The organism is Streptomyces sp. 130 (genome assembly GCF_007096885.1).
Taxonomy (GTDB): domain Bacteria; phylum Actinomycetota; class Actinomycetes; order Streptomycetales; family Streptomycetaceae; genus Streptomyces.
The window spans coordinates 1-26,017 of sequence record NZ_VJNO01000056.1; the positions used below are offsets into that span (position 1 = coordinate 1).

Genomic DNA, 26,017 nt, shown 5'->3' on the forward strand with positions numbered 1-26,017 from the left:
AGCGGGCTGCCGTTCGTCATCGCCCTCAACGGCTTCGACGGCCACCAGCCCTACACCCCGGACGAGGTGCGCGAGGCGCTGCAGATCGGCCCTGACACGCCGATCCTGACGACGGACGCGCGGCACCGGGCGGACGCGAAGAGTGCGCTGATCACGCTCGTCGAGCATGCGCTCATGGCGCGCCTGCGGTAGGTGTTCCCGGTACGCCGAGGGCCCCGCACTCCTGGAGTGCGGGGCCCTCGTGCGTGTGCCGCCCGGCCTGGCGGCCTTGCTCGTCCTCGATCGCCGGACGGGCTTGATCGTGCCCGCCCGGCCTTGGATCGCCGGGGTCAGCCCTGCCAGCTGTGCGGGGCCCTGAAGCCCGGGGTGCGTTCCAGGCGGCGCCAGCCCGCCGTGTCACGGACCCGGGTGGGGGCCGTGGCGGGCTGGGCGGCGGCGCGGGCGAGGAGGACCGCGGTGATCGCGGCCAGTTCCTCGGGGTCCGCGAGGCCCTTCTCCACGCGCAGCACGGACTCGGCGGTGGCAGTGGTCATGGGTGTGTCTCCGTCTTCTACTGCGGCGGGTTGCCGTGCTTGCGGGCCGGCAGGTCGGCGTGCTTGGTGCGGAGCATCGCGAGCGAGGCGATGAGGACCTCGCGCGTCTCGGCCGGGTCGATGACGTCGTCGACCAGGCCGCGCTCGGCGGCGTAGTAGGGGTGCATCAGCTCGGTCTTGTACTCCTTGACCATGCGGGTCCGCATGGCCTCGGGGTCCTCGGCCTCCGCGATCTGCCGGCGGAAGATGACGTTGGCGGCGCCCTCCGCGCCCATCACGGCGATCTCGTTGGTGGGCCAGGCGTAGGTGAGGTCCGCACCGATGGACTGGCTGTCCATGACGATGTAGGCGCCGCCGTACGCCTTGCGCAGGATCAGGGAGATCCGCGGCACCGTCGCGTTGCAGTACGCGTAGAGCAGCTTCGCGCCGTGCCGGATGATCCCACCGTGCTCCTGGTCGACGCCGGGCAGGAAGCCGGGTACGTCCAGAAGAGTGATGATGGGGATGTTGAAGGCGTCACACATCTGGACGAAGCGCGCGGCCTTCTCGGACGCCTCGATGTCCAGCACGCCGGCCAGGGCCTGGGGCTGGTTGGCGACGATGCCGACGACCTGGCCGTCCATCCGGGCCAGCGCGCAGATGATGTTGCGGGCCCAGCGCTCGTGGACCTCCAGGTAGTCGCCGTCGTCGACGAGCTCCTCGATGACCTTGTGCATGTCGTACGGGCGGTTGCCGTCGGCCGGGACCAGGTCGAGGAGGGCGTCGCCGCGCCGGTCCGCCGGGTCGTCGCTCGCCGCGGTGGGCGGGTTCTCCCGGTTGTTGGAGGGGAGCATCCCGATGAGGTACCGGACCTCGGCGATGCAGGTCTCCTCGTCGTCGTACGCGAAGTGCGCGACGCCCGACGTCTCGGCGTGGACGTCCGCGCCGCCCAGGCCGTTCTGGGTGATCTCCTCACCGGTGACCGCCTTAACGACGTCCGGACCGGTGATGAACATCTGCGAGGTCTCACGGACCATGAACACGAAGTCGGTGAGGGCCGGGCTGTAGGCCGCACCCCCCGCACACGGGCCGAGCATCACACTGATCTGCGGGATCACACCCGAGGCCCTGGTGTTGCGCTGGAAGATCCCGCCGTAACCGGCGAGCGCCGAGACGCCCTCCTGGATACGGGCGCCCGCGCCGTCGTTCAGGGACACCAGCGGCGCACCCGCCGAGATGGCCATGTCCATGATCTTGTGGATCTTCGTCGCGTGCGCCTCACCCAGCGCCCCGCCGAAGATCCGGAAGTCGTGCGCGTACACGAAGACCGTCCGGCCCTCGACCGTGCCCCAGCCCGTGACGACACCGTCGGTGTACGGCTTCTTCGCCTCCAGGCCGAAACCCGTCGCCCGGTGGCGGCGCAGCTGCTCCACCTCGTGGAAGGAACCCGGGTCGAGGAGGAGTTCGATGCGCTCGTGGGCGGTCAGCTTGCCCTTGGCGTGCTGCGCCTCGGTCGCCCGGTCACTCGGTCCGCGGCGGGCCTGCTCGCGCAGTGCCAGCAGTTCGGCCACACGGCCGCGGGTGTCGCTCGGCTCGCCCTGGGTTTCGTCCACAACGGTCATGTAACGACCCTACGAACCCCGCCAAGAAAATCGCGCCGTCGACTCCGTACAGTCTCCCGCCCGGTTTACTGGTGGAGCCTGACAGAAGCCCGGGTCCATGCAGGCGAAGTACCAGCCGGTACCGGGTTCTGCTTGTGGGGGTCCCACAAAGGGTTCACTGTGGTCTGCCGCACACGCCGGTGAGCCGGGGGAGCGAACGTGGCTGTTCCTCCTGCACCTTCTGGATGTTCTCCAGGCGCGGGCGCACCGGCTCACCGGGGTGCGCCACGGTCAGCAGCACCGCCTCGTAGAACGCGTCCCGCACCGCCGCCGGCATCACGTCCGACGCGTCCAGGCACAGCGGCACCCGCTGGTCCGTCAGGCGCCGGCCGACCTCCTTCTCGACCGCGCCCTCGCGCGCCGGCACCGCCGAGTTGGCCGAGAACACGCCCCCCTTGCGGCCCCACTCCTCCTGGGCCTGCTCGGAGATGAGCCGCTTGACCAGCGCGCGGGCCCGGTCGCCCTTGCCGAACAGGGCGGCGAAGTCGGCCGAGACCTCGTGCGCCTTCACGGTATACGGGCCGCCGGGCAGCAGCCGGGCCGAGTCCATGAAGGCGGCCCCGGCGCTGCGGTCCCCGTAGAAGGCGCGGGCGAAGGAGCCCTGGTGTTCGAGGGCGCACCCGCCGCCCCCGAAGAGCAGCCCGGGCGCGCCGTCCTCCCCCCGGTGGTCGCCTTCGAGGATGGCCGCGCGTGCGCCGGCCGACCCCTGGGCCAGCAGCCCGGCCCAGGTCCGCCAGGCGTTGGCGACGGGCGTGTCGGTCCACTTCAGGCGGCCGGTCGCCCAGCGCTCGTACAGCACCGGACCGGCCTGCTGGAGGAGCAGGTCCTCGATCCAGTCGCTGCCGGGCCAGCCGGAGGCACCGTCGTCGCCCATGGCCAGGCACCAGGCGCCGAGCGGGGCGGGCCGACGCGGCGGGGCCTGGCCCTCGCGGAACCACACGATGGACTTGAGGTCCACCTTGAGCGGCACCCACAGGTGCTGCCGTATGCCCTTGGCCTCGGGCAGCCAGGGTCTGCCGTACTCCTTCTCGTCGTAGAGGCCGGTCAGCGACTGGAGCCGGCCCTCCTTCGCGTATTCGACGAGTTCGCCGACGCCGGGCAGGATCGCGATGTCCGGCGGGTTGCCGGCCTGGACCTCGGCGAGCAGCACCTCGCGGGTGGCCGCGGTGCCCTGGTAGGTGTACGGGATGCCGAAGCCGTCCAGGACGTCCTTGATCTGCCGTTCCTGCTCGTCGGTCCAGGGCCCGAGGATCGTCACCCTCGGTTCGGCGTCGCCGCCGCCGGGGGCCGCGAGGCCGCAGCCGGCCGCGGTCAGGAGCAGGGCGATCAGGAGCAGGAGTGCCCGGGGCCGCCGTCTCATCCGGCCCTCCAGTAGTAGTCGGCGTTGAGCCTGCGGCCGAGACCGGCGACCGGCAGCAGGAGGACCAGCGTGCCCGCGCCGAGCGCCCCGTAGTACGTCCAGCTCTGCCACCTCTCGGCGGCCAGCCGGTCGCGCAGGTCGAACGAGGTGCGGGTGACGAACGACTGGGCGGCGGCGAGGCCGTCGTGGTCGCGGGCCCGTGCCTCGATCGCGGTCAGCCCCTCGCGGGCGGTGTCCAGCCGCTCCTGGGTGGCGACGGTCGCCCGCAGCGGTACGACGGCCAGGGCGACGGTCAGCAGCAGCGCCGCGAGCAGCCAGGCGTCCAGGCTGCGTCCGCAGCGGCTGCGCAGCAGCCACAGCGAGCTGACCAGGGTCAGGGCGAGGACGAGGAGGCCCAGTTCGGCGACGGCCCAGCCGGTGAGCTGGAGGGGCCCCAGGGTGCTGATCCGGCTCATGCGCTGCATCTGGTGGTGCTGGAGCACGTCCAGCCGGGGCACGACTCCGGTGCCCGGCCGGTCGAGCTGCCGTACGGCCTCGGCCAGTTTCTGCCCCTGCATCAGCTCGTCGTCCACGTACGTGGTGGTGCCCGGGGTGATGGAGCCGCTGTACGAGGTCAGCACGCCGGTGACGGTCTCCAGGACGCCCCGGCCGCGCGCCCCGTCGATCTGTACGTCGGAGAGCCGGGACAGGCCCTGGCTGGCGGCGGCGAGCTGCGCCTCGTAGCGCGCGCCGGCCCCGACGACCCGGTCGATCCCGGTGTTCACGGAGGTGACGGCCTCGTGGTGGGCGCGGAGCAGGGCGAGCTGGGTGGAGGACACGCCCTGCACGGCGGGCGCGGCGCGGGTGCGCATCTCGCCGGCCGCGTTCTGCACCTCGCGGTACGAGACGAGCAGCGCGGTCATGGAGACGAGGGCCGCCAGCACGGCGACGGCCAGGTGCAGTTCGAGCAGGCGGCGGGTGCGCGATCCGGGGCGCCGGCGCGCCCGGAAGGGCCGCGTCCACCGAAGGGGCCGGGGTGTCACAGGGGCCTCCCGCAGGCGATGCAGTACCGGGCGCGCGGCCCGGCGAGGTGGCGGCAGCCGGGGCACTTGGCGGGGGTGCCGGCGGCGTGCGCGGGCAGGTCGAGCCGGTGGCCCGAGGCGACGTGCAGCCGCCCCTCGCGCACGGTCCCCAGGTCGACGGTGGGGCCGACGCGGACCAGGCCCCGCGCCCCGTCCACGATGTCGGCCACCTTGCGGACGTCGGCGAGGACCCAGGCGGCGCCGATCTCGTGGGCCAGCCGCACCGCGAGCCCGAAGTGGCGTTCGGCCTCCTCGCGGCTCAGGGGGTCCAGGGCCGCGTATCCCCGGTCGAGCGCGGTCCGCATCCGCGTCGCGGCGTTCATCGCGTCGAGCGTGCCGCCCCCGCCGCCGGTGCCGCCCGCGCCCACGGCGACCCCGGGCGGCAGCCAGCGGACCAGGAGCGGGGCGGTGGCGTCGCCGACGGACACCGTGGCGAGCTGGAGCAGCACGCCGAGCGGGTCGGCGCTCGCGTCCGCCCGCACGGTGAGGAGGTAGTCCCGGGTGCCCGGCTCCCACTGGTGGGTGGCGAAGTCGTACCGGCGCGGGTCCTCCGGCGCGGTCGCCGGTACGAGGGCGTGCTGCCGGGGCTGCCGCTCGCTGAGCGCGACCCCGGTCACCGCGGGGCGGCCGGTGACCGTGACGGGCAGTTCGGGGCTCAGGACCCGGCGCAGCCGCCGCAGCGCCCCGGTGACGGCCGGGGCGAACCGGTCGGGCGCGGTGTCCGCCGTGCCGTGCAGCCCTTCGGTGAGGGCGATCAGCGGCAGCGGGTCCCAGTCCGCGCCGAGCGCGAGCACGTCCGCGCTGAACGCCCCCTCGCTCGCGGCGATCTCGGCCATGAGGTGCGCCTCGCCCTCCGGGTCGTGCCCGCCGCCGTCCGTGATGAGGATCAGGTGGCGTACCGGCAGGGGCCGTTGGCCGAGGAGCGCGCGGGCGGCGGTGAGCCAGGCCCCGTAGCCCGGCGGCGGCCGGTCCCGGGGGGTCGGCGCGACGCGTCCCACGCTGAACGCGGCGCGCCGCTTCTCGTCGGTGTCCGCGAGCGCCCAGGGCCCGCGCAGTGGGTAGCAGCGCCCGGGTCCGTCGTCCCCGGCGCCCCCGAGCACGGCGAACGACAGCCCGTCGGGCAGGGCGCGCAGGGCCGCGGCGAGCGCGGCGGCGGCGTCCCGCCGGCACGCGGGGGCGACGTCCAGCGCGAGGACGACGGCGGCTTCGGTGGCGGGCCGCCGGTCGCGGGGGCCGGTGCCGGTGGCCTTGACGCGCACATGGGCGTCGATCCGGGTGTCGTGGAGCGGCTGCTGGTCGCGCCGGACGTCGACGGACACGGCGAAGCGGAGCCCGGTCGGCGACGGGTCGGAGGGGGCCATGTACGTGTCTCCAGGGGACGGGGCGGGGGCTGACGGGTCCGGGGACGCCCCGTCAGAACCGTGTCTGGGGGCGCACCGCGTGCGACAGGTCGATCAGCCGTTCGCACTCCTCCGGTTTCCGGCGCTGGCGGGCCAGCCAGCGGTAGCACTGCTCCAGCTCCGCGCGGACCTCCCGTTCGCCGGGGACGGGCGGGGGCGGGAGCCCCAAGCGCGGCCGGGCCCGGCGCGGGGGCGGGGGGCCGGCCGCGGCGCGGACCGCGTCGAGTTTCCACTCGTACAGTTCCGTGCGCAGCAGCCAGGCCGCCTCGTCGCCCGCGACGACCGGGGCGGTGAGCGCGGCCAGGGCGGCGTCGATCTCCGTCCGGCCGGGCAGCGGGTGGTCGCCGAAGGGCAGTCGGGCGGCCCGGATGCGCAGGGCGGCGACCCGGGCCACGGTGTGGTCGCGGGACTCGTCGGGGACCAGGTCCAGGACCCGGACGGCGGCGGTCCGGTCGCCGCGGGCCAGGGCGAGCCGGGCGAGGCCGAGGGCGGCGCCGACGTGCGAGGGGTTGCGGGCGTGGACCGCCCGGAAGAGTTCGTAGGCGGACGGGCCCGCCCCGGGCCCCACCTGCTCCGCGCAGTAGGCGAGGGCCAGCTTCGCCGCGTACTCGCCGGGGAGGGCCCGGTGCACGGCCGAGAAGTGGGCGTGGGCGGCCTCCAGGAGCGCCCGGCGCTTCCCCGCGCGCAGGTCCGCGCCGCGCAGCGCGACCAGGCCGCGGTGCCAGCTCAGGCGCCACTGCCGGACCGGGCCGGGCCCGGGGATCGCCGCCGCCGCCTCGACCTGCTCGTGGGCCGCCGCCAGCGCCTCGGGGGCCTCCTGGCCGAGGAGGAGCCGGGCGTTGTGCAGGCAGATCTCGACGGACCGCTCCCCCTCGGCCGGCTGGGCGAGCGGCTGGCCCGGGTCGTAGCTGCTGACCCCGAAGCGGGCGGCCTGCGGGTCGCCGGGGTAGGGCCGGGGCACGGGCAGGCGGCGGGCGATCTCGGTCGGGGTCGGCGTCCCCGGGTCCAGCGTGGGCGCCGGGGGCGTCTCGCGGCGGCCCGGCAGCGGGCGGCGCAGCCAGTGCGCGTAGTCCGGCACCGAACCGAGGCGGGCGCCGAGCAGTTGCGTGGAGGGGGTGAAGTACGCGGAGGGCTCGGGCTGGTCGCGCTTGCCGCGCAGGGCCCGGATCTCGCGCAGCACCCCGCGCAGCTGCCCGGCCATGTCCTCGGCGGTGCCGAACCGCTCCTCGGGGTCCTCGGCGGTGGCCCGCGCCACGACGAGCCGGAAGGAGCTGGTGCCGAGCCCGGGGACGTCGTCGCCGACCGCCCAGCGGGCCAGTTCGTCGAGGGTGACGCCGACCGTGTGCACGTCGTGCGCCACGGTGAGCGGCTTGCTGCCGTCCGTCTCCGGGGCCGCGTAGTACGGGGTGATCACGGGCGGCGGGTCCACGCTGCCCGCCTTGCGGACGCCCCCGAGGTCGATGACCTTGATGCCGTCGAGGTGGTGGATCACGTTGGACGGCTTCATGTCCCCGTAGAGGAAGCCCATCCCGTGCAGATGGGACAGGGCCTCCAGGATCTGGCAGCCGTAGGTGATGACGTGTTCGATGTCGAGGACGAAGGCGCCCCGCCGGACCGACTCGACCAGTGCGGACAGGGTGCGGTCGCCGACGTCCTCCATGACGATGTAGCCGCCGGAGACCGTGCCGTCGGCGTTGGCCGTGGAGACGAAGTCGCGGATCTGGACGATGCGTTCGTGCCGGATGGCGACCAGGCTGCGGCGCTCCTCACCGGCCTGGGCGGCGCCGCGTTCGGCGTAGCGGTTGAGGAGGCCCTTGACGGCGACGAAGTCCTCCAGGTGGGTGTCCTCGGCCAGGTAGACCCAGCCCTGCCCGCCGTGGGCGATGGGGCCCCGGATGACGTACTGGTCCTGGAGCGGCGGCCCGTCCCTGGTGAGTTCGGGGCGGTAGGAGTAGGGCGCCCCGCACACCGGGCAGTACCCCTCGTCCGGGGGCGGCGCGGCGGTGTGCGGCGGGACGAACGCGGTGTCGCAGGACTCGGCCGAGCAGGTCATCACGATGCGCACGGGTTGCTCGGCGGCGGCCAGCCGTTCGGCCGGGCTGCCCGGGTCGAGCAGCGGGAGTCCGAGCAGCCGGGCGGGGCCGTGGTCCTCGGGGGCGGCGGGCAGCGGCGGGAGGCCGGGGGCGGTCTCGTCGCGCCCGCAGGTGTCGCAGTAGCCGGTGGGCAGGACGGCGCCGGAGCAGGGGCCGCCGGTGAAGCGGCGGTGCGGGCAGGGGATTCTCATGGGCGGCCCCCGGGTCCGGTGCGCTGTCCGGGCAGGTCCGGCGTTCCCGCGAGGTCGGCGCGTAAGTCGCGTAACAGCTGTTTCAGCCCCACCAGCCGGGCATGCGGCTCGCGCAGCCCGCGCAGCTCCCCCAGCCGGCGCCGGCGCGCCGCCGGGTCCGTGGCCGGGCGCGGGGGCGCGGACGCGGAGTCGGTCAGGCCGTCCAGGCGGGACCAGACGCGCTCCATGCGTTCGGCCCTTTCCAGCAGCTCCTCGGCGCGCTCGTCCAGCGCCGGTACGAGCAGGTGGCGCTCCACGGCTTCGGGCGCCGGGCCCTGGGTGCCGCGTACGACGATCAGCAGCCGGAAGCCGAGGGTGCGCACCCGGGCCAGGACGCGTACGAACCCCGCCGGGTCCGGGGTCTCGTCCAGGCCGATCACCGCGAGGACCGGGCCGGCGGCGGGGCGCCCGGCGACTGAGCGTTCGGGTTCGTCGCCGCCTTCGAGGAGCCAGTCGCGGTAGCGGTTGCGCTGGTGGAGCGGGGGGCGCAGCTGGGCGACGAGGGTGTCCACCAGTGCGTCGGGGCTGCCGCTGGTGCCCTGGTGGACGAGGTGGGCGCGGTGCAGCTGGTGGCGCAGGGTGCGGTCGCGGCCACCGCCTTCGGGGATGACGCTGAAGCGTACGGAGGGCTGGTCGGCGCCCGCGAACCAGCGCCGAAGCCGCCCGGCGAGGGCGTGGTCCCAGCCGTCCGGGCCGCTCAGCTCGGCGACCAGGGGCACGAGTTCCGCGATGCGGTCGACGGGGATCATGTACGAGAAGGCGAGGTCGTTCTCCGTGGGCAGCTCCATCTCCAGGTCGCCGCGCCAGCTGACGACGAGTCCGACGACGCTCTCGGGGCGCTCGCCCCGGCGCCCGGTGTGGACGGCGGCGCCGCTGAAGCCGGGGCGCACCACCTCGGCGTTGGTGCGGGCGTCGAGCTGCACCCAGTTGCCGTGGAGGCCGCTGATCCGGCCGGCGAGCCACATGCCGTCCGCGTCGAAGGGCGCCGCGTAGCCGCCGAGCCACACCTCGGCACCGCGTTCCAGGCGCCGGGACAGGGGCGCGGGTTCGGCCTGGGGGCGGGGGCCGTCCAGGGCGAGGACGGCGACGTCCTCGCGGTCGGGGAGCCAGCCGTCCGGGGCGACCCGGGCGGCGACCGGCGGGATGCCGGGGTTCTCGGCGAACTCGACCCACATCCGGGCATCCGGTCCCCCGACGACGTGGGCGCAGGTCAGCATCCGGTCCTGGGTGATCAGCACCCCGGCCCCGCACACCGGCCCGTCCGGGCCGTCCCGGCGCAGTCGCAACCGCCAGTCCGCTCTCAGCTCCCCCATGGTTCACGAGCGTACGCGCGCACGGGCCCCGCTTCCCAGAGTCCGGACGCGGCCACGGCCGGGAGCGGCCCCACCAGGGCCGGGACGGCTGCCGATGCGGCGGCCGGGACGCCCGCCGGCGTACGGCTCGGTGACAGGCGCACCGCGTAGCCGCCGGCCCCGCGCACCGTCGACGGCGGACGCCCCCGGAGGGTTCCGCCGGTCCGACGACCGCCTTCCGCGAGTCCGGGCGGGGCCCGGCCGGGCGGAGCCGGGACGACCGGGGCGCCGCGTTCAGTTCCTGATCACGAGGCGTGCGGGCGTCGGGCAGCAGCCAGGCAAGTACCGCTCACCAGCGTCGAGTTGTGAAGAGTTCTTCTTTTTGAGAGCGCTCTCAGTCACAAGTATTGACGCCCGTGCCGCGCACCGAGAAAGTGGTGCGCACCGCGGACGCCCCCCGCTCCACGTTCCCCGCACGGTCCACCCGTCCGCGCCCCCCACGTACCCCCGGAGTCGCCTCATGATTTCGCGCCGGAAGTTCCTGACGGGCGGTGCCGCCGCCACCGCCACCGCACTGAGCTACCCGATCTGGGGCAGCGCGCTGAGCCCGAGCGCGTCGGCCGCCGCCGCCACCTGCGAACTGGCCCTCGTCAACAAGTCGTTGCCCGGCCGCGTCAACGCCTACGTCACCGGCCACGAGCAGGGCACCGGCCGCTGGGTCCTGCTGCGCGCCGACGGCGGCGTCTACCACCCCGACTCCCCCTCGGCCCCGCAGACCCCGCTGCCGGTCGACTGCGCCATCCCGCTGAACGGGGCGGGCGGCGCGCCCGTCGTCCTGACCCTGCCTCAGATGTACGGCGCCCGGGTCTACTTCGTCCGCGACGACACCCTGACCTTCTACCTCAACCCGGGCCCGGCCCTGGTCGAGCCGGCGTTCGCCACCGCCGCGGACCCGAACTACGGGCGGACCTGGTCGTTCTGCGAGTTCACGTTCAACCCGCAGCAGCTGTACGCCAACATCAGCTACGTCGATCTGGTGACCGCGCTCCCGATCGGCCTGACCCTGGAGGGCGACGCCACCCACACCGTCGCCCCGCTCCCCGACGGCGCCGTGCGGCGGATCGCCGACGGCCTCATCGCCCAGGCCGCCGCCGACGGCCAGCCCTGGGACAAGCTGGTGACCCGCGGCGCGGACGGCAGCGTGCTGCGGGTCATCTCGCCGCAGAACCTGATGGCGCCCTACTTCGACCGGCCCGACCAGATGCCGTTCCGGGACCTGTTCACGGCGCAGATCGACCAGGTCTGGGAGAAGTACCGCTCGACGGACCTGCGCATCGACCTGCAGGGCGGGCGCGGCGTGCGCAGGGGCCGGGTCAGCGGGGACACCCTGGTGTTCGAGGGCGGGCACACCTTCGGCAAGCCGGTCTCCAAGGACATCTTCACCTGCAACCACGGGCCGTTCACCAACAACCCGGCGGACAGCGACGACAAGAAGGCCCTGCTGGCCCGGCTCGCGGCGGGCTTCAACCGCTCGATCATGCTCAGCCACCCGGACCAGCCCAACGGCACCTCGGTGGCCGACTACTACCAGGGCGCGGTGACCAACCACTGGTCCCGGATCGTCCACGCCAACAGCCCGATCGGCTACGCCTTCCCGTACGACGACGTGCGCCCGGACGGTCAGCCGGACGTCTCGGGCGCCGCGAACGACGGCAACCCGAGGCGGTTCACGGTGAGCGTCGGTTCCTGAGCCCGGCCCATCCCCCACAGAACCGGGAGGACCCCCGTCCGGGCGGGACGGGGGTCCTCCCCATGTGCGCGCGGGCCGCTCCCGGGCGCCGGTCCGGGATCAGGCGGGGGCGCCCACCGCGAGCTCACGCCGGGCCCGTGCGGCGGCGCCGACCGGTACGGCGTCGGAGCCCAGGCCGGAGCGCACCAGCCGGACCGGGTGGCCGCTGACCGGCGGTTCGGCGCTCAGCGACGCGAGGACGAGGGGGCTCAGCAGCGGCCAGGCGCCACTGACCCCGCCGCCCACGACCACCGTCGTGATGTCGACGACACCCGCGGTCATCACGATCGCCCGCGCGATGCCGGCACCGGCGGCCTCGTACACCGCGAGGGCGTCCTCGTCACCGCCCCGCGCGGCCTGGGCGACCTCGCGGGCGGTCAGGCGGCGGCCGGTGCGCTCCGCGTAGCGGGCGCCGATGGACCGGCCCGAGGCCAGGGTCTCCAGGTGGCCGCGCCCGCCGCAGGAGCACAGCAGATCGCCGAAGCCGGGGATGTGCCCGATCTCGCCGGCCGCGCCGTGCGGGCCGGTGAAGAGCGCGCCGTCGCTCCACAGCGCCCCGCCGACGCCGGTGCCGAGGGTGATGCCCAGGACGTCCGGCTCGTCCCGGACCGCGCCGCCCGACGTCTCCCCGTACAGGAAGGCGTTGACGTCGTTGTCCAGGAAGGCGGGGACGCCCAGCGCCTCCTGGAGGGCGTCCGTCACCCCGAATCCGGCCCAGCCGGTGAAGGAGTCGCTGGCGACCAGGATGTGACCGGTGGCGGAGTCCACGACGCCGGCGGCACCGACCCCGCAGCCGGTGAGCCGGCCGGGGGTGCGCCCCAGCAGCGGGGTCAGCGCGTCCAGGGCCGCGCGGATCATGGCCGCGCCTCCGTGGGCCGCCGGGGTGGCCGTCTCGGCGCGGTCCAGGACGGTCAGGTCGTCGTCGCACAGCACCACCTGCGTGGTGGTGCCGCCGATGTCCACTCCGGCGAAGAGCCGGCGGTCGTACGCGTTCATGCCCGGGCCTCCGTCCGGCCGGCCGCGAGGGCGGCCAGGCGCTCGGCCCTGCGAGCGCGCTGGACCACCGGGTCCGGCACCGGTACGGCGGCCAGCAGGCCGCGGGTGTAGTCGGTCTCCGGGTGCAGGAGGGTCTCCCCGGTGGGGCCCTGCTCCTGGATGCGGCCTCCCCGCAGCACCACGACGCGCTGGGCGAAGTGCTGGACGACGGCCAGGTCGTGGGAGACGAAGAGACAGGCGAAGCCCAGCTCGTCCTGGAGCTCGGAGATCACTTCGAGCACCGCCTGCTGGACGCTGACGTCCAGGGCGCTGGTGGGCTCGTCGGCGACCAGCAGCCGGGGCTCCAGCACCAGCGCGCGGGCCAGGCTCACGCGCTGCCGCTGGCCGCCGGACAGCTCCCGGGGCGCGCGGTCGGCGACCTCGCGGGGCAGCCGGACGCGGTCCAGGACCGCGGCCACCTTGTCCCTGCGGTCCTTGGCGGAGAGTTTCGCGCGGTGCACCCTGAGCGGCTCGGCGACGCACTCCCCGACCGTCATCCGGGCGTCCAGCGACGCGACCGGGTCCTGCAGGACCACGCCGATGCCGGCGCGCAGGGCCCGGCGGGCCCGGGCGCGGGTGCGCGCCAGGTCGTTGCCGAACAGCGAGACCGTGCCGGAGGTCGGGGCGATCAGGCCCAGGGCGACCCGGGAGGCGGTGGACTTGCCGGAACCCGACTCGCCGACCAGGCCCAGCGTCTGGCCGGGGTGCACGGCGAGGGAGACGCCGTCGAGCGCCCGCACCGCGTTCCTGCCGCGTCCGAAGACCACGCAGACATCGCGGAGCTCGGCGACCGGCTCGGTGTCCGGGGTCTTGGCGGCGGCCGGGGCCGGGGCGGCCTTGTCCGCCTCGGCCACCGACAGCCGGGGGACGGCGGCCAGCAGGCGGCGGGTGTAGTCGTGGGAGGGGCGCAGGAGCACGTCCTCGACCGGGCCGGTCTCCACGATCTCCCCGTGGTACATCACGGCGACGCGGTCGGCGAAGTCGGCGACGACACCCATGTTGTGGGTGACCAGCAGGACGCCGGTGCCCGTCTCGGCGGCGAGGCGGCGCAGCAGGTCGAGGATCTCCGCCTGCACCGTGACGTCCAGCGCGGTGGTGGGTTCGTCGGCGATCAGCAGGGCGGGGTCGTTGGCGATGGCCATCGCGATGACCACGCGCTGGCGCTGGCCTCCGGAGAGCTGGAAGGGGTAGGCCGTGGCCCGCTTCTCCGGCTCGGGGATGCCGACCTTGCGCAGGAGGGCGACCGCCTCCTCGGCGGCCTCCTTGGCGGACACGTCGCGGTGGTTGCGGATGACCTCGGCGATCTGCCGGCCGACCCGGGTCAGCGGGTCCAGGGCGGTCGCCGGCTCCTGGAAGACCATGGAGGCGGTCCGGCCGCGCAGTGCGGCGAGTTCGCCCTCGCGGGCGCCGACGACCTCGGTGCCCGCGATGACCGCGCTGCCGGTGGCGCGGGCGTTGCCGGACAGCAGGCCCATCGCGGCCAGCGCGATGGTCGACTTGCCCGAGCCCGACTCGCCGACGAGTGCCAGCGTCTCGCCGGGCGCGACGCGCAGCGACACGCCCCGGACGGCCGGCACCTCACCGGTCTCGGTGGTGAAGACGACACCGAGGTCGTCCAGTTCGAGGATCGGCCCGGCCTGTCGTGCGGCGGGGCCCTGGGTGGCGGTCATCCGCGTCCCCTCACGTCGAATGCGTCGCGGAGCCCGTCCCCGATCGCGTTGAACGCCCACACCACCAGGATGATGGCCAGGCCGGGCGGAATGATGAGCCACCAGTAGCCGGAGTAGGCCGCGGTGAGACCGGCCGAGAGCATGCCGCCCCAGTCGGTGGACGGCGGCTGGACCCCCAGGCCCAGATACGAGACGTAGGCGACGAGCAGAATGGCGTCGGCGATCTGGAAGGTGGCCGCGACGATGATGGTCGAGACCGAGTTCGGCAGGATGTGCCGGATGATCGCCCGGCCGTGCGTGCCGCCGATCGCGCGGAGCGTCAGCACGTAGTCGCGGTTCTTCAGACTCAGGGTCTCGGCCCTGATCAGGCGGGACGGCACCAGCCAGGACACGAAGCCCAGGATGACGATCAGCCCGGTCAGGTCCGGGGTGGTGATGGCGGAGACCACCAGCAGGATGAAGAGCGCCGGGATGGCGATCCCGGCGTCCACGATCCGCATCATGACGGCGTCCACCCAGCCGCCCGCGTAGCCGGCGACGGCGCCCCAGAGGGTGCCGATGACGGTGGCCAGGACGCCCGCGGCGAGACCGACGATCAGCGACACCTTGCCGCCGTACATGAGCCGGCCCAGTACGTCGTGGCCGACCGCGTCGGTGCCCAGCCAGTGGGAGCCGCTGGGGGCGAGGTTGACCTGCTGGAGCATCGTGTGGGTCTGGTCGGTGGAGTACACCAGCGGACCGGCGAAGCAGAACAGGACGAAGACGGCCACGACGCCGAGGCCGATCACGGCGAGCCGGTTGCGGCAGAAGCGCCGGACGGCGAGGCGGGACCCGGACGCCGCGACGGCGGCGGCCGTGCCGGGCGCCTGGCCCGGCTGGATGACGGCACTCATGCCCGGCCTGCCTTCACTCGGGGGTCGATGACGCGCTGGACGATGTCGGCGAGGAGCGTGCCGGTCACCGTGGCGACCGCGATGACGAGCACGCAGCCGAGGAGCACGGGGTAGTCGGAGGACTGCGCGGCGGTCCAGAAGAGCAGCCCCATGCCCGGGTAGTTGAAGAGCTGCTCGACCACCAGCGCACCGCCGAAGAGCACCGGCACGTAGTACCCGAGCATGGCGACCACGGGCGTCAGCGAGTTGCGGAACACATGCCGCCACAGGATGGCGCGCGAGCGGGAACCGGCGGCCCGCGCGGTCCGGACGTAGTCCTCGGAGAGGTTCTCCAGGGTGGCCGCCCGCATGTAGCGGCTGAAGACCGCGATCATGGAGGCCGCGCCCGCGACCACCGGCAGCACCAGTGCCTGCGGTTCGGAGATCACCTGGGCGAGCGTGTCGCCCTGCGGTGCCTGGGAGGGGAACCACGGCAGCGTCTGGCTGAACAGCAGCACCAGGACCAGCCCGAGGAAGTACACGGGCGTGGAGTAGGCGATGAAGCTCAGCGTGGTGATGATGTAGTCGGCGGGCTTGTTGCGCCGCACGGCCTGCCACATCCCCATCGGGATCGCCAGCAGCAGGCCGACGATCGCCGACAGGACGGTGAGCAGCAGGGTCTTCGGCAGCCGTTCGGTGATCAGCTGGGACACCGGCTCGTTGAGCGTGTACGAGGTCCCGAGGTCACCGTGCAACAGCTGGTTGAGGTAGTAGAAGTACTGCACGGGCAGCGGCTTGTCGAGGCCCTGTTCGTGGTTGAAGGACGCGATCTGCTGCGCGGTGGCCTGCGGGCCGAGGATCCCGCGAGCGGGACCCCCGGGCAGGGCGTGCAGCAGACCGAAGACCACGATCGTCACGATGACGATCACCACGACGGCCTGGAGTATCCGCCTGATGAGGTACGAGGAGGTGCTCATGTGATTTCCGGTCGCTTCGGCTCAGTGATGCGCGTGGTGGGCGACCGGGGTCACTTGGTCCACTTCCACATGGCGGGGTGGAAGTTGGCGAGGGAGTCCTGGGCGAAGCCGCCGAGGCCCTTCTTGACGACGGAGACCTGGTAGTCGGGCTCCGGGAGCCAGATGACCGGGAGGTCCTTGGTCAGCGCGGCGCTGTACTTCTGCATGGCGGCGTCGGATGAGTCGGTGGTGGTCTCGCTGATCAGCTTGTCGACGTCCGGGTTCGAGTAGCTGCCGAAATTGGAGCCGCCGCCGGTGGCGAAGAGCGAGTCGCCGCTCGGGTAGGCCGGGAAGTACCAGCTGCCGGCGCTGCCGAAGAAGGACAGCTGCCACTTGCAGCCGGGCTGGTCGGCGGTGCACTCACCGGCCTGCGAGAGCACCGAGTTGACCGGGGCGGTCTTGATGCTGAAGCCGATGCCGGACTTGGCGAAGGACGACTGGAGCGCGCTCATCATGTTGTCGGTCACGGTCGAGCCGGACTGCGACAGCACCTGCATCTGGAACTTGGTGCCCTTGTCCACCCCGGCACCGCACTGGTCGTCGCCGCTGCCCGGGCGGGTGCAGACCATGGTGCCGTTCTGCTCGGTCCAGCCGTGGTCGGTGAGCAGCTTCTTCGCCTTGGCGGTGGAGAAGGGGTACGGGTTGTTCTTCTGCTCGGCGGAGATGAAGGAGGAGGTCTGGCCCTGCGGGACGGGCCCGTAGGTGGGGACGGCGGTGCCGTTGAAGATGACCTCGGACAGCGTCTTCTGGTCCACCGACATCTGGATCGCCTGGCGGGCGTAGAGCTGCTTGAAGACGGGCCCCATGGTGGGGTTGTTGAAGTTGTAGGGCATGTAGGTGATCGCCCAGCCCGCCCACGGCTTGAGGGTGTAGCCCTTGGCCTTGAAGGACGCTTCCTGGCTGAGGTTGGTGGCGTTGATGTAGCCGTAGTCGACCGTGCCGGCCCGGAGCGCGTTCTCCTCGGCGTCCGCAGTGGTGAAGGGGAGCAGGTTCACCGTCTTGATGCCGGCCTTGCCGCCGCCGTCGTACTTGGCGTTGGCGAGCAGCTGCACCTTGCCGGCGGTCGAGAACGACTTGATGGTGTACGGACCGCTGACCGTCTTCCAGAGCGGGTCGGTGGCGTAACCGGAGATCTTCTTCGCGGCCGTGTTGAGGTACGTCCAGACCTTCTTGGCGCCGGCGGGGGTGAGGTCGAGGTCGGACACCTTGCCGGCGTCGCCGGTCTTGTCCCAGACGTGCTGCGGCATCGGGCGGATCATGCTCAGCTCGTTGGCGAGCATCCACTGCGTGTTGTACGCCTTGTCGAACGTGAGCGTGAAGTGCGTGTCGTCGACGATCTTCAGCGCGGTCCAGTTGTCCGGCGCCTTGCCCGGGCTGTAGCTGGCCCAGTCCTCCTTGTTGGCCTTGACCAGGTTGAACCAGAACTGCACGTCGCGCGAGGTGATCTGCTCGCCGTCGCTCCAGTGCCGGTCGCCGAGGGTGATGGTGACGCTCTTGCCGTCCTCGGCGAAGTCGGCGGCGGTGGCCAGGGAGTTGTCCTTGTTCCAGCCGACCTTGCCGGTGGAGCCGTCGTACGCGATCAGCGGCTCCCAGAGGGACTGGGATATGGAGGAGTTGTTGGTGTTCAGGTGGGCGGCGTTGCCGACCGGAAGAATCCAGTTCGGCGTGAAGTTCGCGGGCAGCGCGTAGTTGATGCTGTCCGACGAACCGGAGCCGGACGCGCTCGCGCCCCCGCCGGAACAGCCCGACAGCAGAACGGCGGCCGTGGTGGCAGCACCTGCGGCGAGGGCCCAGCGACGGCTGCGCACCGTGCGGGTAAGGATCATGACACTCCTCGGATCGAAAGGGCCCGCAGCCGCTCGGGGGGGTCGGCGCTGCGTTCACGACAGCTAACGCCGCCGCCATCGAAGAAACAAACAAGAATGAATAACAAGTAAGTTACTGCACTTTCGACGAAAGCCCTCTTGCCCCATTTCTTCCGCTGATTTGGGGCGATTTGCCCTGCACTGGGGGACTTCACGGCCCGGCACACTTCCTTCATGGCACTGTTCCCCTGTGCGAAGCGCGGGCGTATCGTCTCCGCCACACACCCGTTGCGGAAGTAACTTTGTACATGACTGGAATAAGTGCGTGGGACCGCAAGGCCACGAAGGGGACCCCGTCCCTCGCCGTGCGCGTCCTGGAACTCATCGCATCGGGCCAGGCGACGTCCCGGGCCGAACTCGCCGAACGCCTCGGGGCCGCCGCCTCCACCATCTCGCTGGCCGTGGGGCATCTGGTCGAACGCGGTCTGGTCGCGGAGGAGGGCACCCAGACCTCCACCGGCGGACGCCCCCGCAAGGCGCTGAGGATCGGCAGCCGGGACGACTTCGCCCTCGCCGCAGACCTCGGTGGCCGGCACGCCAGGATCGGCGTGGTGCTCCCGGGCGGCGGCCTGGCCGATGTCTCGACCGTCCCGTTCCTGATCGCCGACGGGCCCGAGGCCGCCCTGCCGCGGCTGGCCGAGGCCCTGGAGGCCCTGGCCGGACAGCGCGAGGCCGGCCGCCTGCGCGGTGTCGGGCTCTCGCTGCCCGGACCGGTGGACATCGCGTCGGGGTCGGTCGTCCGGCCGTCCCGGATGCCCGGCTGGCACCGTTTCCCGGTCGCGGCCTGGCTGGGAGAACGCTTCGGCGTCCCGGCCGTCGTGGACAACGACGCCAACTGCATGGCGGTCGGCGAGCACACCGTCCGGCTCGACGGGCCCGGGCAGACCATCATGGTGAAGATCGGGTCCGCGATCGGAGCCGGTGTGATCGCCGAGGGCCGCCTCTACCGCGGCGCGACCGGCGCCGCGGGGGACATCACACACATCCGGATCGACGCCGGGGCCGGCATCCCGTGCTCCTGCGGCAACACCGGCTGTCTGGAGACCGTGGCGTCCGGGGCCGCGCTGGTCCGCATCCTGCGCGAGCGCGGCGCGGACGTGGACAGTCCCGAGGACGTGGCCCGGCTGGCCCTGGACGGTGATCCGCTGGCCACGCGCACGGTCCGCAGGGCGGGCGACTACCTGGGACAGGTCCTGGCCGCCAACGTCAACTTCTTCAACCCTGGCGCCGTCTATCTCGGCGGCATCCTCTCGACCCTGGAACAGTTCGTCGCCGCCGTGCGCAGCCGGCTCTACGAAAGCTGTCACCCGCTCGTCACCGAGCACCTCACCATCGAACGGACGCGGCTCGGCGCCGACGCCGGACTGGTCGGCGCCGGGCAGTTCGCCCTGCAGCAAGCCCTGGCCCACGCCCTGCACGAGGTCGGCGGAACCGGCCGGTTCGAGTCGCTCGCCCCCAGCCCGCTCTGACGCCCCACCCCTTACGAGGAGCCATGTCGCCATCCCGCACCGCAGCATCCCGCCCGGTCATCGCCATCGCAGGGCTCGGCATCGAGTCCTCCACCTTCTCCCCCGCCCGCACCCGGGCCGCCGCCTTCCACCCCTCGCGCGGCACCGAGGTGCTGGAGCGCTACCCGTTCCTGGCCCCCGGTGAGGAACTGCGCGAGGCGGCCGACTGGCACGGCGCCCTGGTCGGCAAGTCGCTGCCGGGCGGCACCGTCACCGCCGACGCCTGGCGGGAGCTGACCGACGAGCTGATCGAACGGCTCGCCGCGCTGCCCCGCCCGGACGGCCTCTGGTACGACATCCACGGCGCGATGACCGTGGAGGGCGTCACCGACGCCGAGGCGGTCCTGCTCGAACGCATCCGCGCCACCGTCGGCCCCGACGTCGTCATCTCGACGTCGATGGACCTGCACGGCAACGTCTCGCGCGAACTCGTCCACGGCAGCGACCTGATCACGTGCTACCGGATGGCCCCGCACGAGGACCACATGGAGACCAAGGAACGGGCCGTCCGCAACCTGGTGGAGCTGCTGGCCTCCGGCGCCCCCCGCCCCGTCAAGGCATGGGTGCCCGTACCGGTGCTGCTGGCCGGCGAACAGACCTCGACCCGGATCGAACCGGCGAAGAGCGTGTACGCGGCGGTGGACGACGTCGAGGCCGTGGACGGCGTGACCGACGCCGCCATCTGGGTCGGCTACGCGTGGGCCGACGAGCCGCGCAACCGCGCCGCGGTGGTGGTCACCGGACCCGACCGGGCGGCCGTGGCGGCGGGGGCGGAGCGACTGGCCCACGGGTTCTGGAAGGCCCGCCACGACTTCGAGTTCGTCGCCCCGACCGGCACGTTCGACGGCATTTTGGACGAGGCCCTGGCGTCCGACCAGCGCCCCTACTTCATCAGCGACACCGGGGACAACCCGACCGCGGGCGGTGCCGGTGACGTGACCTGGGGGCTGACCCGGCTGCTGGCCCGCCCCGAGTTCCAGGAGGAGGACGGCCCGACGGTCATCTACGCCTCGGTGCCCGGGCCGGACGCCGTCGCGACGGCCGTCGCCGCCGGGGTCGGCGCCACCGTCACGGTCACCGCGGGCGCGGAGGTGGACGACCGGCACGCGGGTCCGGTGACCCTGACCGGCACGGTGCACTCCGTCCGGCACGGCGACCGGGACGCGCGGACCGAGGTCGTGATCCGGGTGGGCAGTGTGTACGCGATCCTCACCGAGCTCCGCAAGCCGTACCACCACGAGCACGACTTCACCGATCTCGGCCTCGACCCCCGGGGCGCCGACATCGTGATCGTGAAGATCGGTTACCTGGAGCCCGAACTCTTCGACATGTCGGTCGGCTGGAAGATGGCGCTCACCCCCGGCGGCGTGGACCAGGACCTGGTGCGCCTGGGCCACCACCGCATCCGCCGCCCGATGTTCCCCTTCGACCGCGACATGGCGGACCCGGATCTGTCGGCCCGGATCATTCCCGCCTCCGACCAGCCGCTCACCGGGGAGGACGAGTGAGCGTCCGTCCCGCGCTGGAGATCGCCGTCACCTCACCGGCAGGCGCCCGCGCCGCCCGGGAGAGCGGCGCCGACCGGGTCGAACTCTGCACCGCGCTCGAACTGGGCGGCGTGACCCCGTCCGCCGCGCTGGTCGAGGCGGTCGCGGCGGAGGGGCTGCCCGTGCACGTCCTCGTCAGGTGCCGGCCCGGTGACTTCGTCCACGACGCGCAGGAGCTGGACCTCATGGCCGCCGAGGCCCGGTCCGTGATCGCTTCCGGCGCCGCCGGAGTGGTCGTCGGCGCGCTCAACGCCGACGGCACCCTCGACGTCCCGGCGGTCGCCCGGCTGGCCGATGCGGCCCGGGCCGCGGGGCGTCCGGTGGACGTGACCCTGCACCGCGCCGTCGACCAGTCCGCCGACCCGGTGGCCACCGCCGCGCTGCTGCCCTCGCTCGGTCTGACCCGGGTCCTCACGTCGGGCGGTGCCCCCGCCGCGGCCGAGGGACTGGCGACGATCGCCGCGATGGCCGCCGCCGCTCCGGGGGTGGAGGTGATGGCCGGGGGCGGCGTCCGCCTCGGCGACATCCCGGCCCTCGCCGCCGCCGGCGTGGCCTCCGTCCACCTCTCCGCCAAGGTCCGCGCGCCGCGCCGGCCCGGCACGACCTGGGTTCCGATGGGCGCGGGCGGCACGTCGGCCGAGCAGGACACCCATTTCGTCACCGACCCCGGTGTCGTCGCGCGGGCGCGCCGGGCGCTGGAGGACCTGGGCTGACCGTCGCCGCTCGCAGGACCGCGCCCCCATCCGGCAAGGGTGGGGGCGCGGTCGCGTACGGGGGCGTGCGAGCGGTCAGCAGCCGCCGCAGTTGTAGTAGGTCACGTCCCAGTGGTTGCCCTCGTCGGCGTAGATGTTGCCGGAGGCGGACTTGTACTGGGGGGCGCCGTCACCGCGCAGGCCGATGTAGCTGAACGCGCTCTTCACGTAGTTGGTGAGACAGGTGGTCTTGCTGAAGTCGAGCTTGTAGCCGTTCCAGTGCGAGTACGTGCCGCTCGCGTGCCCGGTCTCCGTGCCGCCGGTGATGTTCAGGGCGCAGCCGGTGGCGCTCTTCAGGGTCTGGGCGCCCTGGGCGGTCGCCAGGTTGAGCTGGTCGAAGGAGGTGCAGGTGGAGACATTCCGGTTGGAGCAGCCGCCGGAGGACGACCAGGTGATGCCGGACGAGCTGAAGCGGGCGGTCGCCTGGCTGTGGGTGAGCTTGGTGACGGCGTACGCGTCGGTCGAGCCGCTGACCACGCCGAAGCCGGGGGCGAAGAGGACGCCGAGCACGAGGGCGAGCGCGGTCAGGACGGGGCGCAGCGTCATCCGGGAGATGCGGGGCGCATCGAGCACCATGGGGGGACTCCTTCTGTGCATGACAAAGGGGCAAGAAAGATGGTGCCCGAGTTCTACGCGCGTCGCCAGAGGGTGTGGAGCAACGCCGCCCGAACGGATGAGACCGGCCCGAGGGGCTGACGGCCCCGGCGTCGACAACCTCCACCTCAGATGTTGAACTTTGAACAAGATGGGTCTACAGTGAATGTCGTTGAAGGTTAAACAACAGGTCGAGTCCGCTCGGCCCGGTCCCCGAGGAGGAGCCATGGCTCTGTTCAACCGCAAGTCCGACGACGCCGCTGCCGCCGCCACGACCACGGCCGACGTCGACCCCGCCCTGGCCGCTCTCACGGGCGACTACACGATCGACCCCGCGCACAGCAGCATCGGCTTCACCGTGCGTCACGCCATGGTCACCAACGTACGCGGCTCCTTCGCCGAGCACGAGGGCTCCCTCAAGCTGGACGGCAGCGACCCGGCCAACTCCACCGCCTCGATCGACGTGAAGATCGCCAGCGTGGACACCGGCATCAAGGACCGCGACGGCCACCTGGTGAGCGGTGACTTCTTCGACGCCGAGAAGTTCCCCCTGATGACGTTCCGCTCGACCTCCGCCGAGCAGCTGGGCGGTGACACGTACCGCGTCACCGGCGACCTGACCATCAAGGACGTGACCCGCCCGCTCGCCATCGACCTGGAGTTCAACGGCTCCGCGAAGGACGTCTACGGCAACGAGCGCGTCGGCTTCGAGGGCAGCGCCGAGATCCTGCGCTCCGACTGGGGCCTGACCTGGAACGCGGCGCTGGAGACCGGCGGGGTCATGGTCAGCGACAAGGTGAAGCTGAACTTCGACATCTCCGCGATCAAGACCGCCCCGCAGGCGTAGGACCCTGATCGGCGGGACAAGACCGCCCCGCAGGCGCAGCCCGCTCAGCGCGGCGCGTCCAGCACCCGCGCGGCGGCAGCGCGAAGGCCCTTCACCGACTGGTGGAGGGCCTCGTCGCGCCGGGCGGCCAGCGCGGTGTGCACGGCCTTGTGCGTGGTGTCGCCGGCCCGGGCGTCCGCGACCATCCGCCGCATGACCTCGGCGCGCTCGCCGGACGCCCGGCCCACCCGGTCGACCTCCGCGACCATGACGGGCGGCCCCTCCACGAGGACGACCTCGGCGGCCCGGTGCACCTCGCGGGCCAGGCCGACGAACGTCGCCACCCGCTCGTCCACCGCCGCCAGGTCGGGCCGCTGCGGCCGCAACGCCTCGAAGACGGCGTCCAGAGCGATGTCCCGGTCGTGCAGCGCCCCCAGGTACGCCACGTACGCGTCCCTGCGGTGCTGCCTGCGCCACTGGTCGTACTGGGAGCGGGCCGCCGCCCGCCCGGTGACGAAGGCCGCCCCCAGCGTGGCGAGCGAGCCGACGGCGGCCCCTATCAGCGCGGCGACTTCGGCATCCATGCGCGCCATTGTGCCGCCGCTCCCCGACGCGCTCAGCCCATGGACTTCGAACCGTCCAACGACTCCCGGATGATGTCCGCGTGGCCGGCGTGCTGCGCGGTCTCCGCGATGATGTGCATCAGCGCCCTGCGGGCCGACCACTTCGCGTCCCCGTCGAACCAGGGGGCCTTCGGCAGCGCGTGCGCGGCGCCCAGGTCCGGCAGCGAGGCGACCAGTTCGTCGGTCGCCGCCGCCACCTCCTCGTACGCGTCCAGCACGCCCGCCAGCGTCTCGCCCGGCAGCATCTTGAACTCGTCGGCCCGCTTGGCGAAGTCGGCCTCCGTCATCGCGGTGAAGTCCGGCATCGCGGCGGCACCCTGCACGATGAACGCGGCCCAGCCTCGCTCGACCGAGGTGACGTGCTTGATGAGGCCGCCGAGACACAGCTCGCTCTTCGTCGTCCGCTCCCCCGCCTGCTCGTCGGTGAGGTCGCGGGTGGTGAACCGGAGGAAGTGCCGCTGCTTGCCCAGCGCCTCCAGGAGGTCCGCCCGCTCGTTCGAACTGGTGTTCGCGGTGGCCGTCTCATTGGCGTTCATGATGTGCTGCCTTCCGTCGTTCCTGTTCCGCCGTCAGGAATGACAGTACGAGCGCATTAGGTCAGATCCGGTCCTGTACGCGCGGTCAACGCCGCCTGACCTTCAGGGCGTTGTCCGTTCGGGTGGTGGGGTTGCCGTCCGGGTCGTTCATCACGCGCTCGTGCTCCTCGCTGAGCAGCACCTCCCACTCCCCCTCCGGCAGCTCCAGCTGGGCCAGCACCTCGTCCGGGGTCGGCAGCTCCATGTCGGCGTGGTGGTCGTCCCAGGCCGGGAAGCCCGCGTGCCCCACGATCAGCAGCACCCCGCCCGGGGCGACCGCGCGGGCTGCCCGGTGCAGGATGCGCGCGCGGGGCAGGTCGCCCTTGGAGTGCAGGAAATGCGCCGAGACCAGGTCGTACGCCCCTTCGGGGAAGGTGGCGCCCAGGTCGTGGAACTGCCAGTCCACCCGGTCGGCGACCCCGGCCTCCGCCGCGTGCTCGGCGGCCCGGGCGAGCGCCACGCGCGAGATGTCCGTCCCGGTGACGTGCCAGCCCCGGCCCGCCAGCCAGACCGCGTCCGCGCCCTCCCCGCAGCCCAGGTCCAGCGCCCGGCCCGGCGCCAGGTCCTCGGCCTCGCGGACGAGCACGGCGTTGGGCTTCCCGCTCCAGATGCGGTCGCTCTCGCGGTACCGGTCGTCCCACATCTCCGCGTCGGAGGGCGCCTCGCGGGCCTCCACGGCACGCTTGGCGTCCTCGGTGACGAGGTCCCCGTTGATGGCCGCGCCCGCCTTGAGCCCGGCTGCCGCCGCGCCGATCACCTGGTCCATGAGGCCGGTGACGTTGCCGGCGACCCACACCCCGGCCGCCGCCGTGGCGCCGGCCGGGTCCGCCTCGATGTACGAGCCGATGGTGTGCCCGCCCATCTCCAGCGGTACGGGCCGCAGCCCCAGGCTCTCCAGTACGCCGGAGCGTGCCGTGAACCTCGGCTGGACGACCACGGCGGCCCGCTCGACCACCCGGCCGCCCGCGAGCCGGACGCCGGTCAGCCGGCCGCCGCTCACCTCCACCCCGGCGACCTCGCCGTCCACGACCGCGACGCCGCGCGCCGCGAGCTGCTCGTACTCCTCGTCGGACGGCTCGGGCCCCTGGTGCAGGAAGAGCGTGACGTCCTTGCTCCACTGCCGCCACAGCAGCGCCTGGTGCACGGCCATGGGGCTGACCGCGATGACGCCGATCGCCTCGTCCCGCACCTCCCAGCCGTGGCAGTACGGGCAGTGCAGCACCTCGTGCCCCCACCGCTCGGCCAGGCCCGGGATCGCCGGCAGCTCGTCGGTCAGCCCGGTCGTGACCAGCAGCCGGCGCGCCGTGACGGCGGTCCCGTCCGCGCGCACGATGCGGAATCCGGCGTCCTCCGGCAACCGCTCGGCCACGGTGACCTCGCCGGTCACGACCTCGACCCCGTACCCGGCGACTTCCTCCCGGCCGATGGCCAGCAGCTCGGCGGGCGGGGTGCCCTCGCGGCCGAGGTAGTTGTGGACGTGCGACGCGGGCGCGTTGCGCGGACTCCCCGAGTCGATCACGAGCACGGACCGCCGCGCCCGCCCGAGGGCCAGCGCCCCACTGAGCCCGGCGGCCCCGCCGCCGATCACCACTACGTCGTACATCTGCGTGTTGTCGCTCATGCGAACCTCCTCCATCTACGGAAGATGGTGGGCCCCGCCCGCCGCCACGGCAAACATCCTTGCCGGTGCGGCAAAGAAGACACGACGTACCGAATAGCGTACACATTTAGTACCG

Annotated in this window: 21 protein-coding genes and 1 pseudogene; 6 read left to right on the plus strand and 16 right to left on the minus strand. The window is 73.0% G+C overall.

What is annotated here, in order from left to right; translation table 11 throughout:
• A pseudogene (locus tag FKN01_RS30160) lies at nucleotides 1-192 on the plus strand (ATP/GTP-binding protein); the annotation flags it as partial.
• A 137-nt stretch (nucleotides 193-329) separates the two neighbouring features.
• Here FKN01_RS30160 and FKN01_RS30165 read toward each other — a convergent pair.
• From FKN01_RS30165 to FKN01_RS30195, 7 genes are all read right to left on the minus strand, one after another.
• A complete protein-coding gene (locus FKN01_RS30165; RefSeq protein WP_018102441.1) occupies nucleotides 330-533 on the minus strand; it encodes an acyl-CoA carboxylase subunit epsilon in 204 nt (67 codons plus the stop codon).
• A 17-nt stretch (nucleotides 534-550) separates the two neighbouring features.
• Nucleotides 551-2,134, minus strand: coding sequence for an acyl-CoA carboxylase subunit beta (locus FKN01_RS30170; RefSeq protein ID WP_073963765.1), 1,584 nt, complete (start codon nucleotides 2,132-2,134; stop codon nucleotides 551-553).
• 154 nt (nucleotides 2,135-2,288) lie between these two features.
• Complete coding sequence (locus FKN01_RS30175; protein ID WP_143625839.1) at nucleotides 2,289-3,533, minus strand: extracellular solute-binding protein; 1,245 nt, start codon at nucleotides 3,531-3,533, stop codon at nucleotides 2,289-2,291.
• Entirely contained in the window at nucleotides 3,530-4,555 is a 1,026-nt protein-coding gene (locus FKN01_RS30180) for a hypothetical protein (protein ID WP_143625840.1), read from the minus strand. The genes FKN01_RS30175 and FKN01_RS30180 overlap by 4 nt, the downstream gene beginning before the upstream one ends.
• The gene (locus FKN01_RS30185; RefSeq protein WP_143625841.1) at nucleotides 4,552-5,955 is read right to left on the minus strand and encodes a hypothetical protein; all 1,404 of its coding nucleotides are present in this window, start codon (nucleotides 5,953-5,955) and stop codon (nucleotides 4,552-4,554) included. Before FKN01_RS30185 ends, FKN01_RS30180 begins: the two co-directional genes overlap by 4 nt.
• Before the next feature lie 52 nt (nucleotides 5,956-6,007).
• Nucleotides 6,008-8,278 carry a serine/threonine protein kinase gene (locus FKN01_RS30190; RefSeq protein ID WP_143625842.1) on the minus strand — a complete coding sequence of 757 codons (2,271 nt, stop codon included), beginning with the start codon at nucleotides 8,276-8,278 and terminating at the stop codon, nucleotides 6,008-6,010.
• Nucleotides 8,275-9,630, minus strand: a complete 1,356-nt coding sequence (locus FKN01_RS30195; protein WP_185993051.1) for a serine protease — start codon at nucleotides 9,628-9,630, stop codon at nucleotides 8,275-8,277. Before FKN01_RS30195 ends, FKN01_RS30190 begins: the two co-directional genes overlap by 4 nt.
• 499 nt (nucleotides 9,631-10,129) lie before the next feature.
• Here FKN01_RS30195 and FKN01_RS30200 point away from each other — a divergent pair, with 499 nt between their 5' ends.
• Nucleotides 10,130-11,359 carry a glycoside hydrolase family 64 protein gene (locus FKN01_RS30200; RefSeq protein WP_143625843.1) on the plus strand — a complete coding sequence of 410 codons (1,230 nt, stop codon included), beginning with the start codon at nucleotides 10,130-10,132 and terminating at the stop codon, nucleotides 11,357-11,359.
• 99 nt (nucleotides 11,360-11,458) lie between these two features.
• Here FKN01_RS30200 and FKN01_RS30205 read toward each other — a convergent pair whose 3' ends face one another.
• The 5 genes from FKN01_RS30205 to FKN01_RS30225 are packed head-to-tail and all read right to left on the minus strand — an operon-like array spanning nucleotide 11,459 to nucleotide 17,817.
• Nucleotides 11,459-12,394 (minus strand): ROK family protein, encoded by a 936-nt coding sequence (locus FKN01_RS30205; protein ID WP_143625844.1) that lies wholly within the window; start codon nucleotides 12,392-12,394, stop codon nucleotides 11,459-11,461.
• Complete coding sequence (locus FKN01_RS30210; RefSeq protein WP_143625845.1) at nucleotides 12,391-14,103, minus strand: ABC transporter ATP-binding protein; 1,713 nt, start codon at nucleotides 14,101-14,103, stop codon at nucleotides 12,391-12,393. Before FKN01_RS30210 ends, FKN01_RS30205 begins: the two co-directional genes overlap by 4 nt.
• Nucleotides 14,100-14,996 (minus strand): ABC transporter permease, encoded by an 897-nt coding sequence (locus tag FKN01_RS30215; protein ID WP_143625846.1) that lies wholly within the window; start codon nucleotides 14,994-14,996, stop codon nucleotides 14,100-14,102. Before FKN01_RS30215 ends, FKN01_RS30210 begins: the two co-directional genes overlap by 4 nt.
• Nucleotides 14,993-15,952, minus strand: coding sequence for an ABC transporter permease (locus tag FKN01_RS30220; protein WP_143625847.1), 960 nt, complete (start codon nucleotides 15,950-15,952; stop codon nucleotides 14,993-14,995). The genes FKN01_RS30215 and FKN01_RS30220 overlap by 4 nt, the downstream gene beginning before the upstream one ends.
• Before the next feature lie 50 nt (nucleotides 15,953-16,002).
• Nucleotides 16,003-17,817: a peptide ABC transporter substrate-binding protein gene (locus FKN01_RS30225; protein WP_143625848.1), complete on the minus strand. Its 1,815-nt coding sequence runs from the start codon at nucleotides 17,815-17,817 to the stop codon at nucleotides 16,003-16,005.
• Nucleotides 17,818-18,104: 287 nt separating this feature from the next.
• On the opposite strand from FKN01_RS30225, the gene FKN01_RS30230 reads away from it, so the two are divergent.
• From FKN01_RS30230 to FKN01_RS30240, 3 genes are read left to right on the plus strand one after another with little or no spacing between them, the layout of a single operon-like run.
• Nucleotides 18,105-19,325, plus strand: coding sequence for an ROK family protein (locus FKN01_RS30230; protein WP_260697075.1), 1,221 nt, complete (start codon nucleotides 18,105-18,107; stop codon nucleotides 19,323-19,325).
• Nucleotides 19,326-19,348: 23 nt separating this feature from the next.
• Nucleotides 19,349-20,872: a M81 family metallopeptidase gene (locus FKN01_RS30235; protein ID WP_143625849.1), complete on the plus strand. Its 1,524-nt coding sequence runs from the start codon at nucleotides 19,349-19,351 to the stop codon at nucleotides 20,870-20,872.
• Nucleotides 20,869-21,624, plus strand: a complete 756-nt coding sequence (locus tag FKN01_RS30240; protein WP_143625850.1) for a copper homeostasis protein CutC — start codon at nucleotides 20,869-20,871, stop codon at nucleotides 21,622-21,624. The genes FKN01_RS30235 and FKN01_RS30240 overlap by 4 nt, the downstream gene beginning before the upstream one ends.
• A gap of 75 nt (nucleotides 21,625-21,699) precedes the next feature.
• Here FKN01_RS30240 and FKN01_RS30245 read toward each other — a convergent pair whose 3' ends face one another.
• Nucleotides 21,700-22,239, minus strand: coding sequence for a hypothetical protein (locus FKN01_RS30245; RefSeq protein ID WP_143625851.1), 540 nt, complete (start codon nucleotides 22,237-22,239; stop codon nucleotides 21,700-21,702).
• Nucleotides 22,240-22,483: 244 nt separating this feature from the next.
• Here FKN01_RS30245 and FKN01_RS30250 point away from each other — a divergent pair, with 244 nt between their 5' ends.
• Nucleotides 22,484-23,104, plus strand: a complete 621-nt coding sequence (locus FKN01_RS30250; protein ID WP_143625852.1) for a YceI family protein — start codon at nucleotides 22,484-22,486, stop codon at nucleotides 23,102-23,104.
• 44 nt (nucleotides 23,105-23,148) lie between these two features.
• Here the strand turns inward: FKN01_RS30250 and FKN01_RS30255 are convergent, their stop codons facing one another.
• The 3 genes from FKN01_RS30255 to FKN01_RS30265 form a co-directional block, all read right to left on the minus strand.
• Nucleotides 23,149-23,667: a proline dehydrogenase gene (locus FKN01_RS30255; RefSeq protein ID WP_143625853.1), complete on the minus strand. Its 519-nt coding sequence runs from the start codon at nucleotides 23,665-23,667 to the stop codon at nucleotides 23,149-23,151.
• Nucleotides 23,668-23,699: 32 nt separating this feature from the next.
• Entirely contained in the window at nucleotides 23,700-24,242 is a 543-nt protein-coding gene (locus tag FKN01_RS30260) for a DinB family protein (RefSeq protein WP_143625854.1), read from the minus strand.
• An 85-nt stretch (nucleotides 24,243-24,327) separates the two neighbouring features.
• Nucleotides 24,328-25,902 (minus strand): FAD-dependent oxidoreductase, encoded by a 1,575-nt coding sequence (locus tag FKN01_RS30265; protein WP_143625855.1) that lies wholly within the window; start codon nucleotides 25,900-25,902, stop codon nucleotides 24,328-24,330.
• Nucleotides 25,903-26,017: the final 115 nt, after the last annotated feature.